The sequence below is a fragment of the Paenibacillus sp. FSL R7-0333 genome (genome assembly GCF_038000365.1).
Classification (GTDB): Bacteria; Bacillota; Bacilli; order Paenibacillales; family Paenibacillaceae; genus Paenibacillus_AQ; species Paenibacillus_AQ silagei.
In genome coordinates, this window is sequence record NZ_JBBOBZ010000001.1 from 1,986,758 (window position 1) to 1,999,407 (window position 12,650).

Annotated in this window: 10 protein-coding genes and 1 pseudogene; 10 read left to right on the plus strand and 1 reads right to left on the minus strand. The window is 51.2% G+C overall.

Translation table 11 applies throughout. From position 1 onward, the window contains the following. Positions 1 to 6: 6 nt before the first annotated feature. From MKY86_RS08115 to MKY86_RS08160, 10 genes are all read left to right on the plus strand, one after another. Positions 7 to 1,365, plus strand: a complete 1,359-nt coding sequence (locus MKY86_RS08115; RefSeq protein WP_036721461.1) for a hemolysin family protein — start codon at positions 7 to 9, stop codon at positions 1,363 to 1,365. Positions 1,366 to 1,583: 218 nt separating this feature from the next. Continuing rightward, positions 1,584 to 1,799: a spore coat associated protein CotJA gene (locus MKY86_RS08120; RefSeq protein ID WP_036692819.1), complete on the plus strand. Its 216-nt coding sequence runs from the start codon at positions 1,584 to 1,586 to the stop codon at positions 1,797 to 1,799. Between the two features lie 3 nt (positions 1,800 to 1,802). Next, positions 1,803 to 2,069, plus strand: a complete 267-nt coding sequence (locus MKY86_RS08125; protein ID WP_036721463.1) for a spore coat protein CotJB — start codon at positions 1,803 to 1,805, stop codon at positions 2,067 to 2,069. Between the two features lie 48 nt (positions 2,070 to 2,117). Beyond that, positions 2,118 to 2,687 carry a manganese catalase family protein gene (locus tag MKY86_RS08130; protein WP_036692823.1) on the plus strand — a complete coding sequence of 190 codons (570 nt, stop codon included), beginning with the start codon at positions 2,118 to 2,120 and terminating at the stop codon, positions 2,685 to 2,687. Positions 2,688 to 3,131: 444 nt separating this feature from the next. Beyond that, positions 3,132 to 4,316: an acetyl-CoA C-acetyltransferase gene (locus MKY86_RS08135; RefSeq protein ID WP_076079071.1), complete on the plus strand. Its 1,185-nt coding sequence runs from the start codon at positions 3,132 to 3,134 to the stop codon at positions 4,314 to 4,316. Positions 4,317 to 4,350: 34 nt separating this feature from the next. After that, complete coding sequence (locus MKY86_RS08140) at positions 4,351 to 5,091, plus strand: acetoacetate decarboxylase (RefSeq protein WP_076079070.1); 741 nt, start codon at positions 4,351 to 4,353, stop codon at positions 5,089 to 5,091. 40 nt (positions 5,092 to 5,131) lie between these two features. After that, positions 5,132 to 5,800: a CoA transferase subunit A gene (locus MKY86_RS08145; RefSeq protein WP_076079069.1), complete on the plus strand. Its 669-nt coding sequence runs from the start codon at positions 5,132 to 5,134 to the stop codon at positions 5,798 to 5,800. After that, complete coding sequence (locus tag MKY86_RS08150) at positions 5,793 to 6,449, plus strand: 3-oxoacid CoA-transferase subunit B (RefSeq protein WP_076079068.1); 657 nt, start codon at positions 5,793 to 5,795, stop codon at positions 6,447 to 6,449. Before MKY86_RS08145 ends, MKY86_RS08150 begins: the two co-directional genes overlap by 8 nt. Before the next feature lie 99 nt (positions 6,450 to 6,548). Further along, positions 6,549 to 10,874: an S-layer homology domain-containing protein gene (locus MKY86_RS08155; protein ID WP_076079067.1), complete on the plus strand. Its 4,326-nt coding sequence runs from the start codon at positions 6,549 to 6,551 to the stop codon at positions 10,872 to 10,874. A gap of 205 nt (positions 10,875 to 11,079) precedes the next feature. Next, complete coding sequence (locus tag MKY86_RS08160) at positions 11,080 to 12,021, plus strand: Rpn family recombination-promoting nuclease/putative transposase (protein WP_076079066.1); 942 nt, start codon at positions 11,080 to 11,082, stop codon at positions 12,019 to 12,021. Positions 12,022 to 12,105: 84 nt separating this feature from the next. Here the strand turns inward: MKY86_RS08160 and MKY86_RS08165 are convergent. Continuing rightward, positions 12,106 to 12,474 (minus strand): annotated as a pseudogene (locus MKY86_RS08165) (SDR family NAD(P)-dependent oxidoreductase); the annotation flags it as partial. Positions 12,475 to 12,650: the final 176 nt, after the last annotated feature.

The following is a 12,650-nucleotide window of genomic DNA, read 5'->3' on the forward strand; positions in this document are numbered from 1 at the left end:
ATTATAGTGCATACGGAATTTGAAATAGGAAGATTAGTGCTTAATCTTTTGCTCGTTCTGGTGCTCGTATTATTAAATGGTGTATTTGTTGCGGCGGAATTCTCGCTGGTCAAGGTCAGACAGTCCCGTCTGACCCAGCTGGTCAGCGAAGGGAACAAAATGGCGGGATATGCGCTAAAGGTCAACAAGCGGCTGGATTCGTATCTGTCGGCCACCCAGTTCGGGATCACACTCGCTTCCCTTGGACTCGGCTGGGTCGGGGAACCGGCGATCTCGGAGCTGCTGGTGGAGCCTCTGATGTACCAGATCGGTGTTACTGACCAGACGCTAATCTCAACGGTATCTGTGATTATCGGCTTCTCGATTATTACCTTTTTACATATTGTGCTGGGGGAACTGGCACCGAAATCTCTGGCTATTCAAAAAACGGAAGGGTCAGCACTGCTGTTGTCCGCTCCGCTGATGTTCTTCTATAATCTGTTTCTGCCCTTCATCTGGGTGCTGAATGCGTCAGCGAACGCTCTGCTGAGATTGTTCGGCGTGGAGCCGGCCAGTGAAGCCGAGGCTGCCCATTCGGAGGAGGAAATCCGTATTCTGATGAATCAGAGCGCGAAGAGCGGGGTGATCGATCAGGATGAGATGAAGCTGATGGATAACATCTTCGAATTTTCGGACCTGCTGGCCCGTGAGGTCATGCTGCCGCGTACCGATATGGATGTACTGTACAGCAATCTTCCGCTCGAGGAGAATATGCGGATTATCACGGAAACGAAGCATTCGCGTTATCCGGTGGCCTTCGAGGATAAGGACCGGATTATCGGCTTCATCCATATTACGGATCTGCTGTTCGCCCCGCCGGAGCAGCAGAATGATCTGGCTTCCCTGGTCCGGCCGATTCTGAACGTGCCGGAATCGATGGAGATTAGCCATGCGCTGCGGCTGATGCAGAAGAACAAGGCCCAGCTGACTCTGGTCGTTGACGAGTACGGCGGAACGGCGGGGCTGCTGACCGCTGAAGAGATTCTGGAGGAGATCGTCGGCGATCTGCATGACGAGTTCGAGGATGAACGCCCCAGCGTAGAGCGTAACGGCGATTACATCTCCGTAGAGGGCCGGATGCTGATTGAAGACGTCAACGATCTCACAGGCGTCGTGATTGAGGATGACGAGGTGGATTCCATCGGCGGCTGGCTGTTCAAGGAGCTGGAGGGCAATCCGTCCAAGGGCAAGAAAGTTGTGGTAGGCGATGTCACCTTCGAGGTGGAGGAGTCCACCCGGCTGCGGATCACCCGGATCAACATCCACCGCGAGCCGCCGCCAGAGTCCGAAGAGGATGCGGAAGCTGTGGAAGAGGAGAAGGAGTAAGCAGAAGTGTAACTCGTATTTTTAAATAGAGCAGGGTACTTCAGAAGCCGGTTTGCAGGGCTTTTGGGGTCCCTGTTTTTTTGTTGCTTGGGGCGATTTTATTGGGCAGTTGTTCTTTTCCACCCTTGGACTGTCATAAGTTAGTTACGAAGGTAACGATCAGAGATCTGGACATCCATCAGGCAATGCCGTCAAAACCTTACGAGGAGGAATGATCATTGAACTCCCAGGATCGCGTATGGACACCGTACAGGGGACCGTTTGATCCTTGTCCGCCGGTGCCGTTCAAGACGTATGTTGTGCCGCCGAATCAATTCGTCACGTTTCAGCCCCCGAATCTGCCGCAGTTCTCCCTGCCGGAGGCGCTCAAGCATGGAACGTTATGGCCATCGCTATACAGCCCTTATGAATCCAAGTTCAAAGGAGGGAAGTAGGCTATGGAAGCTAATCCTTGCGAGCCCCGTTATTACGAGATGCTGGAGCAGCTGCAGGTACTTGATTTTGCACTCGTAGAGCTGAATCTGTACCTGGACACTCATCCGCAGGATGTGAAGGCGATTGAGCAGTTCAATCAGCTGACGTATGAGCGAACCAAGCTGGCGAACCAGTTCCAGGAGCTATACGGACCGCTGCAGAATTTCGGCCGCGCCTATTCCAAGGCTCCATGGCAATGGAGTGAGAGTCCCTGGCCTTGGCAAGTCTGAGGCATGAAGCCGGGAATGAAATAGCCTTAAGGAGGGGGAAGTTCACGAATGTGGATCTATGAGAAAAAGCTGCAATACCCGGTGCGTGTCGGCAAATGTGATGTGCGAATGGCCCGGTATCTGATGGAGCAATACGGCGGTGCGGACGGCGAGCTGGCTGCGGCGCTGCGCTATATGAACCAGCGGTATGCAATACCCGACAAGGTAATTGGTGTTTTGACTGATATTTCCACTGAAGAATTTGCACACCTCGAAATGATTGCCACCATGATCTACAAGCTGACCAAGGACGCCTCGGTGCAGGAGCTGGAAGCCGCAGGCTTAGGCCCGAACTATGCGCAGCGGGATCATGCGTTGTTCTATAACAACTCTGCGGGTGTTCCGTTCACAGCTGCCTACATCGCTGCGAAGGGAGATCCAATCGCGGATCTGTATGAGGATATCGCCGCCGAGGAGAAGGCCCGGGCTACATACCAGTGGCTGATTGACATGACCGACGATGTGGATCTGCAGGACAGCCTCAAGTTCCTGCGCGAGCGGGAGATCATTCATGCGATTCGGTTCAAGGAATCGGTGCAGATTTTGATTGAGGAGAAGGATAAGAAGCGGGTGTTCTGACAATAATGAATACACAAACAAATAACGGAACAATATGCTAAGAGAGCTGCAAAAAACGCCTCCAGACCCAAGTAAGGGCCGGAGGCGTTTTAAATATGAACTCTTTTGGTATGTTTTCATGCGTTTTTCTGAAATAACCATTAATAACCAGAATATCAAAGGAAATGATAGCATGACCTCGTTGGGGGAGTGTACAAGGGCCTAGAGGTATTCGTATGTAAAATTATGTATATTTTTGAGTGTTGAGGAAACCGAAGTTTAGGCTTACACTGAATATGTAAATAAATACCAAATATTCAAATGGAGGAAGGCGATCAAGGCGGCATAGCGGATCAAGCTAATCAAGCTGATTAAGCCGATCTAAGCCGTAACGCATACTCTCTCATACATCGTGATCATACCCGCACGTAAGTCCACTACAATCAGAAAGGAATGTGAGATTTTGTGAACAGAGTTGCATTGGTTAGTCCATTACGGACAGCAGTTGGTTCATTTAACAACGGACTTTCGACACTAAGTGCTACAGAATTAGGAGCAAAGGTGATGATGGCCTGCCTTCAGCAAAGCCATGTAGAGCCTGCGTTAGTGGAGCAAATCTATCTGGGCAATGTTCTACAGGCGGGCGAGGGTCAGAATCCTGCCAGACAGGCGGCGCTACAAGCCGGTATCCCTATTGAAGTGCCTGCAACAACCATTAACACCGTTTGCGGTTCAGGGCTTCATGCTGTCGCTTTAGCGTACGACTCTATTCGGGCTGAACAAGGGAGTGTCCTCCTGGCCGGGGGGATGGAGAGTATGTCGAACGCCCCTTATGTGCTGAGGAATGCAAGAAACGGCTACAAGCTTGGGAACAGCGAGCTGATTGATACCGTGGTGGCTGACGGCCTGACCTGTCCGATCAATAAATATCATATGGGCATTACTGCCGAGAACATTGCTGAGAAATATCATATTTCGCGATTGGAGCAGGATGAGTTTGCCTATGACAGCCAGATCAAGGCCGCCGAAGCTAAACGGAAGCAGGTGTTTGCAGAGCAGATTGTGCCCGTAATGACCACCGGCAAAAAGGAAACTGTATGGTTCGCGGAGGACGAGCATGTAAGAGGAGAGGTCAGCAAAGAGAAGCTTGCTCATCTGAAGCCTGCTTTTAAAGAAAACGGATCGGTGACTGCCGGAAATGCCTCGGGCATCAATGATGGAGCGGCGGCTGTGCTGGTCATGTCGGAGGACAAATGCAAGGAGCATGAGGTCGAGCCTTTAGCCTATATTAAGGGGTATTCACTGGTTGGCGTAGATCCTGCCTACATGGGAATGGGTCCGGTAAGAGCTATAAAGTCGCTGCTTAAGTACCAGGACATCCCTCTAGAAGCTATCGATCTGTTCGAGATTAATGAAGCCTTCGCAGCACAGGCCATAGCAGTATTGCATGAGCTGGAGATTAACCCGGAGAAGGTGAATGTCAACGGCGGCGCGATTGCGATTGGACATCCTGTCGGGGCCAGCGGAGCCAGGGTGTTAGTTACACTGGTACATGAAATGGTACGGAGATCGTCGCATTATGGTATAGCCAGCTTGTGCATCGGAACGGGGATGGGCATTGCCATGCTGGTAGAGAACGCACGTTATTAACACAACTCTGACAGAAAGGGAGTTGAAGATCATTATGAATGCAAAAGAGGTTCTTACGCTGCAATCCATGCCTGCGGCCAGTCCGGGTTACGGGCGTCCGCCTTACCGCTTCATTGACCGTGAATTTATGGTTATTACTTACGAATCCGATCCTGCGGCGATCAGACAGGCGGTCCCGGAACCCTTACAGCCGGATGGAAGTAACACCGTGTCTTATGAATGGATCAAGATGCCCGATTCGTCGGGTCTGGGAAGCTATGAGGAGAGCGGGATCGTGATTCCGTGTACCTTTCAGGGGGAGCCCTGCAATTTTGTCGCCCAGATGTATCTGGATAATGCGCCTGCCATTCTGGGAGGACGGGAGATCTGGGGGTTCCCCAAAAAGTGGGCCTCTCCCCGCCTGACCGTCGCAGGCACAGAGACGCTGACCGGTACGCTGCATTACAACGATGTCCTGGTGACCGTGGGAACGATGCCTTACAAGCATAACCTGCTGGATACAGAGGACACGGCTAGAGCTATCGCCAAAACCCAAGTGAATCTGAAGCTCATTCCTGATGTAGATGGGACCCCTAAGATTGCGCAACTGGTTGCCTACACTCTTGAAGATGTTCATATAAAAGGTGCCTGGACCGGGCCGGCCCGCTTAAGCCTGATTCCCCATGTGAATGCCCCGGTTGCCGATTTGCCGGTGAAGACGTACCGCGGGGGCAAGCATTTCATTGCCGATCTAACGCTGCCCTATGGCAGAGTCATTCATGACTATATCCGGTAACCAGCTTTTCTCCAAATAATAAACAAGGAGCCTGAAATCTATGATAAACAAACTAATCTCCGCCGAAGACGCCGTGAAGAGAGTGAAGGATGGGGACACCGTGATGGTTGGCGGTTTTCTGGCTGGTGGCCATCCCGAAGAGCTGGTGCGTGCGCTTGTCGAGACGCAGTCAGCCGGTCAGCTCACGCTTATTTCCAATGATACGGGCACCCCGGAATTATCTATCTATAAGCTTGTGCGAAGCGGCCGGGTCAATCGGATCTACGCCTCCTACATCGGCTCCAACCCGGAAACCGGAAGGCTGCTGATGACTAAGGAAGCGGAGGTGAATCTCTATCCGCAGGGCACGTTAGCTGAGAAAATCCGTGCCGGAGGAGCGGGACTGGGCGGTGTGTTAACCCCTGTAGGAGTAGGGACGATTGTGGAGGAAGGCAAAAGGAAGCTCGATATTGAAGGAAGGGAATACCTGCTCGAGCTGCCTCTCCATGCAGATGTGGCCCTGATCCGGGCCCATAAGGCGGACGAGGCCGGGAATCTGGTGATCGACGGCTCCTCCCGGAACTTCAATTTCGTAATGGCGATGGCGGCGGATTATGTAATCGCTGAGGTAGATGACTATGTGAAGCTCGGGGAGATTCATCCCAATCATGTCAACGTCCCGGGAATTTTGATCGATGCCATTGTAAAGGTGGGGAATACGCATGAGTAACCGGGAATTCATTGTGAGAAGAGTGGCCCAGGAGTTCAAAGACGGCGATGTAGTGAATCTGGGAATCGGCATGCCTACACTTGCGGTCGATTATATTCCGGATGATGTCCAAATTATGCTGCAGGCGGAGAATGGAATTCTCGGTGTCGGTCCCAAGGCGGCAAAGTCAGAGGAGAACATCGACTGCATCGATTCTGGCGGCAGCTTCGTGACCACGATGGCCGGAGCCTGCTATTTTGACAGCGCGGTCTCCTTCTCGATCATCCGTGGCGGGCATGTGGACATCACTGTGCTGGGTGCACTTGAAGTCGATGAGCAGGGCAATCTTGCAAGCTGGATGATTCCGGGGAAAAAAGTACCGGGCATGGGCGGAGCTATGGATCTGGTAGTCGGGGCCAAGCGGGTCATTATCGCCATGGATCATGTGAACAAGGATGGGCAGCCGAAAATAGTGAAAGACTGCAAGCTCCCCCTGACGGCCGTACATGTCGTAAACACGATTGTCACTGAAATGGGGGTCATCGAGGTGATCCCGGGCCAAGGTCTGATGCTGATGGAAATCGCACCGGGTCTGACGGTAGAAGAGATTCAGAAGGCGACAGGGGCCGAGCTATGGATCTCACCGGACCTTAAGGCGATTGCTGTTTAATTAAAATAAAATTTAATATGCTTACATTGTGATGATTCTACGAACATATTACGCCGTTATGCTGTCTACTAGAACAGACAACAAGGAGCGTGAAAGTTCGTGAGTAATTATCCATTTGTAAAGAAAGTATGGAGCGGAATCTTGGCTGTGACGATTCTGCTTCCCGCCCTTACCTCTGCTGTATCTCCGTTACCGACTGCCTTTGGGGATGCAGGGGAACCCAGCGGTATCGTGAAGGTAGAGGATTTTGAACAGGTGAGCTTAACGGACCTAACCTTTGACAGTGCCCGTATTCATAGCGGCAGTCTGGCGCTGGAGACGAATCCGAAATACGTACATAGCGGAGCGAAGTCCCTGCGGATTGATTATGACTTCATTGGCATAACCGATAACCCGTCTCAGGTTGCCGTTGGCCCGGCGACTCAGCTGCCGCTCTCTAACCGAACGCCTAAGAGAATCGGAATGTGGGTATATGCCAATCAGGAAGGTCATGGCCTCACCTCCAAGTTCTACGTGTCTTCCACCGGCAAATCCAAAACGTATGAAATCAGGAGTGAAGAGACCGGGATCGACTGGAGCGGCTGGAAGTATGTTGAGGCGGATATAGGGTCAGATCTGACCATGCCGGGTACACTGGCCTTCTACTTCCAGATGAAAGAAAGACAAATGAGCAAAAAGAATAAAGGCTCGATCTGGATTGATGACGTCAGGCTGATCTATGATGAGCCGGTTAATGAGGATATGGATGTGCCTGTGTTAAGTCAAGCGGCACCGGCTCCTAATCAAACCTTGAGCGCCCCTGTCTCAGACATTATTCTGTCAGCGGAGGATGCCAAGTCGGGCATTGACCCGGATTCAATCCGGCTAACGGTGGATGGTCAGCTTGCGGCACCGTCAACTTATGGCTATGATCTGAATCTTAAGCAGATTACCTATCACCCGGAGCTTCCGCTGGCCGGAGGTTATCATCAAGTTCTGGCAGAAGTGAAGGATAAGGCCGGCAATCCGGCAGCGGCAGAATATGCTTTTCAGATTGAGCATGGAGCCAGATTTACCTTGGAAGCCCCTGAGGAGGCTGTCAGTAATGAGACCTACCGGCTGAAGTTGAAGGCAACGGATGTAGGCGAGGCTAAGAGCTTCCATGCCAGAATCAAGTTCGATCCAGAGACATTGCAGGCCAATGTAATTAATGCACGCTCCGGCCTCAGCCATGTGCAGACAGTCCTCGATAATACAGGCGGCTATGTTGAAGTCAGTGCCGAGGGATTGCAAGGGGAACAGGCGGATGCGCTGGCAAGTATTGATTTTGAGGTGAACCGCTCTGCGAAAATGGAACGCGGCGAGACGGCTAAGCAGATGGCTATGGTGGAAGGCAGTTTCGGGTATGAAAGCGGGACGAGAGTTCCTTCCTTAGCCTCCCCGCTTAGGTATAAGATCGGATTTCCTTACAAGCTCAGCATCAAGGGATCAGCGCTGCACACTCAGAGTATTATCACGGTTACCTCCCGCGCAGGAGCGCCGGTGGAAGGAGCCGGGATTGATTTTAGCGATACCAGCGGTCCTCAGACTTATGTGCGTGTAACCGCCGATGGGTCCAAAGTATATGCCAAAGCCGATCCATCGTCCGCATTGTTGCTTGCTGTAGAGAAAGACGCGCGGATGTTCGCCACAGCAGGCAGTGCTTCCGGATTCATCAAGGTGTATTTGCCGGATGGCAGCAAGGCAGGGTACATCTCATCCGCAGATGTGGAGCAGAGTGATCTTACCTCAGGAATAGGCTTGACGGATGCCAAGGGAGAGATCTATACGTCCCTGACTAACCTTGCCATTGGCACTTGGAGCGTTCAGGCTGTCAAGGATGGCGGTACCAGTGAGAGTATCAGTATGAATGTTGTAGCTCCGTTTGGCGGGGCAGATCCGCAATATGTGCAGACCTTTGTAACCGAAGATATGAAGACGATGATGAGTGTAGGGTGGCAGAGCGCGCCAAGTGTTCAAGAAGCTTACATCCAGTACATGAAAGATAGTGATTGGGTGGACAGTGACTTGACGAATGCTCCGGCAAAAGCAGCCATGCAGCGTGCGCTCTCCGAGGTGGAGGTTATTCCTGAGGTTGCAGGGGGACCTATGGGCGAAATCAAGCTTCATAACGCATTAGTCACGGGTCTTGAGCCAGGTACGGGCTATCATTACAGAGTTGGCTACGAAGGCCATTGGAGTGATTGGTCCAATTATAAGACGGTGGAGGCTGCGCCGGACAAGCCTGTTTCCTTTGTATTTGTAACTGATTCGCATACCAAAGGGGACAATGGGCTGGAGACTTATCAGCAATTGATCCAGAATGCGTTCACGAATTATCCCGATACCCAGTTCGTTATGCATGGCGGTGATATGGTCGATGATGGGGCGGTTTTAAATGAATGGAACCAGTTCTGGCAAGCCTCGTCGATCTATACCTCCTCTGTTCCTTCAGCGTATGCCATGGGGAATCATGATGTAAAAGGGGGAGGGAAGTACATTTTCGCCAAAGGCTTGGGGCTTCCTGTAAATGGGCCTGAGGTTCAGAAGGAGTATGCCTATTCGTTCGATTCAGGCGAGGTGCATTTCGTGGTGCTGAACTCTGAAGCAGACGAAGTCACAATGGGCAAGCAAGCGGAGTGGCTGCGGGAGGATCTTTTAACTAGTAATAAAAAATGGAAGATTGTCATGTTCCACAAACCTGCCTACCATACCGAAGATGGACGCGGCAATCTGATTGAATACACCCAGACTTATTTTGCCCCTATTCTCGAAGAATTGAAGGTCGATCTGGTGCTGGAAGGCCATGACCATGTATATGCGCGCACCTATCCGATGAGCAAAGGCAAGCCGCTGCCAAGCGGAGAGCAAGGAACAGTCTATCTGGACGGCGGGGCGTCGGGCTGGAAGTTCTACGATGGAAGCAAATACGAGTATCTTGATTTCATGTTTGACGAGGATGTTCCCGTCTATTCTGCCATTCAGGTAAGCCATGATAAGATGATTATCCAAGCCCGCACTACGCAGAGTGCAGAATTAATTGACAACTATACGATTGTGAAAAAGGATGAGCGGACAGTAACTTCCGTGGCCGTAGCCCCTGCTGAATTGAAGCTGAATGTCGGCGACACGCACGCGACGGTGCTTACGGCTACCTATAGCGATAACTCCACTGCCGATGTCACGAATCAAGCGGTATGGACATCTTCTAATGAGCGGGCAGCTACGGTAGACACCCAGGGTATCATTCATGCCGTTGAAGTGGGAGAAGCTACCATCCAGGCGAACTACGGTAACATGCCGCCGGTGAAGCTATCGGTAACGGTTCAGACAGAAGGTACGGTGCCTAAGCTGCTGAAGCTGACCGCCGAGCCTGGCACACACACCTTACAGGTGAACAAGCAAGCGGCTTCCGTGATTACAGCGGTATATGACAATGGAGCAAATATAGTGGTTACGGATCAGGTTCGTTGGACAACTTCAGATCCTGCGGTCGCCTCGGTATCGGACAAGGGGATCATTACGGGTATTGCAGCGGGGGACGGGGTAACGATTACTGCTTCCTTCGGCGGCTTAACCATTGCGATTCCCATCGTGGTTGAGGGCGGAACGGTACCGGTGGCAACGCCGACGCCGACACCAACGCCAACGCCAACGCCACAATCGGGAGGAACACCGGCAGTAACGCCAGCACCAAAGCCGGCGGTAACACCGACAGCAACACCGTCACCAACAGCAACGACGACACCGGCACCAACACCAGCTATAACTGCCGGTCCCGCAAAGCCAACGGTAACCAGGCCTGTCCTGAAAGACACCTTGGACTTAGATGCGCTTAAATCTATCGTTGCAAAAAGCCGGACGGCTGCAGTTGTCAAGTTCCAGGATGTACCTGCCGTTCTGTGGAGTGCATCATTCATTGATCGTGCAACCCGGATGGGGATGATAACGGGTTACGCGGATGGTTCATTCCATCCTGAAGCCAAAGTAACACGCGCTGAGTTTGCTGTAATGCTCACAAAAGCTTTTGGCCTCACGGGTGCGCAGGGGACCGGATTCTCGGATACGCATGGGCATTGGGCTTCTATGGCACTTGCGGTGCTTCAAGAGCATGGTGTGATTCAGGGCTACGCCGATGGTTCCTTCCAACCCAAGCAGGAGATCACCCGCGCGGAAGCTGTGACTATGCTGGCGCGTCTTACGAGCTATGTTCCCGGCACACCGGCACCATTCTCTGACCTCCCGGCAAGCTGGGCTGCAGAGCCAATTAATGCTTTCGCTAATGCAGGGATTGTCACAGGGAAAGGCAATGGCGCCTTCAAACCGAAGGATTCTGCTTCCCGCGCTGAAGCCGTAGTGATGATCGTCCGGCTCATGGATAAGCTTGTTGAAGCGGGTGAGGAGTAGGATAAGTAGACAAAGCTAAAGCTTCTGAGCAGACAAGGGCAGCCCCATTTAATCGGGGCTGCTCTTTTTTTAGCAAGGTAAAGCGGAGGGTAAGGCAGTTTTCTACGATCGAAATGCGAACACATGTGCTTTTTGTTATATTATATTCCATTTAAATGGAATATAATCACAAGAAACAAGCAGGATATAACAGGAGGCGACTAAAATACCTTTACCACATGATGAGGCTTTTAAGAAGCTGCTGGAGACGTTTTTTCAGGAATTTATTGAGTTGTTTTTTCCTGAGCTTGATTCTATGCTGGACTATAGTGAAACCCGGTTCCTCATGCAGGAATTGCTGGTGGATATTGTTGGTGAGGAAGCGCGGGAACTGGATCTCCTGCTGGAAATCCGCTACAAAGAACTGGACGGTTATATTTTGATTCACCTGGAGCCGCAGTCGTATCGGGATTCACAGTTTCACGAACGGATGTTTATTTATTTCAGCCGTCTGTTTGAGCGCTACCGCAAAGAGCATAAGCTGATTATTCCGATTGCCATCTTCACTTCAGATGAGATCAGGGAGGAGCAGGACACCTTGGAGATGGTTATTCCTGAGCATCAGATCCTGCGCTTTCAGTTTCTCAAGGTAGAATTGCGTAAGCAGAACTGGCGAAGATTTATTGATTCAGACAATGCAGTAGCTGCTGCGTTACTAGCCAAGATGGGGTATACTACAAGAGAAGCAAGAGATGTGCGCCGGGAGTTCCTGCGCATGTTCATGAAGCTGAAGACACGGCTCGATCAAGGACGGCTGGCACTTGTGATGTCAGTGGCGGATTTATATTTCAAGCCGGACCGGGCCCAGGATGAAGAGATCATAAAAGAATTAATGATACAATACCCGGAGGAGGGTGAAGCGATTATGGAACTCATGCCAGCCTGGAAGCGTTGGGGATATGAAGAGGGCATAGCTGAAGGAATAGAACAGGGAATTGAGAAAGGCATAGAACAAGGAATAGAACGAGGGATTGAACAAGGAATTGAACAAGGAGTAGAAAAAGGCCAGGCGGAGATTATCCGCAAGTTACTGCTTCACGGATTCACTCCGGAAGAGGTCTCCAAAGCGGTGGAGTTACCGGTAGAGAAGATTAAGAAGCTGATGTAAGCGGAGTTCTATCATATTATGCGTACGCCCAAACAGACCGTCTACCCCAAGACGGTCTCTTCGGCGCGTTTTGATTCAAATCTTTTATTCAATGTAGCCTTTCGTCGCCTCATACATTTGCGCTGCATATTCGTCAATCTGGTCCCGTGACATGCGCAGACGGTCCACAGAGGTGCCGTATCCGATCTCCTGGAGTCCCTCAGCGAATCCCTGAAAAATTCCATCCGTGAACGCATCTAACGGCTCGCCATGTACATGCAGCCCTGATCCGCCGAGATCTGTATTTACGGCCGGAGGGGCCACCTCGATGACCTCAACGCGGGTCCCGGAGAGCTGGAGTCTCAGACTCATGGTGAACGAATGAAGGGCCGCTTTTCTTGCTGAATAGATGGGTGCGATGGCAAACGGAGTAAAGGCCAGACCTGAGGTCACGTTAATGATCGTTGCGGCCTCACTTTTTAGATTGAAGTATAGATGAAACGTAAATCCGACAAAATCCTTATATCTAAATTCGTTTCGACAAAAAAATATGACTAAGGAACTATAACTTTCTCCTCTGTTAACTTTAATAGAGTAAAGATAAAAATGCCCATAAGGGATCAATGAACTATTTTAGCAGAAAATGTTAT

Bases quoted from the DNA above. Each gene is read 5' to 3' on its own strand.
- MKY86_RS08125 (WP_036721463.1), top strand. From the start codon at position 1,803: ATGGAAGCTAATCCTTGCGAGCCCCGTTATTACGAGATGCTGGAGCAG.
- MKY86_RS08130 (WP_036692823.1), top strand. From the start codon at position 2,118: ATGTGGATCTATGAGAAAAAGCTGCAATACCCGGTGCGTGTCGGCAAA.
- MKY86_RS08140 (WP_076079070.1), top strand. From the start codon at position 4,351: ATGAATGCAAAAGAGGTTCTTACGCTGCAATCCATGCCTGCGGCCAGT.
- MKY86_RS08145 (WP_076079069.1), top strand. From the start codon at position 5,132: ATGATAAACAAACTAATCTCCGCCGAAGACGCCGTGAAGAGAGTGAAG.
- MKY86_RS08150 (WP_076079068.1), top strand. From the start codon at position 5,793: ATGAGTAACCGGGAATTCATTGTGAGAAGAGTGGCCCAGGAGTTCAAA.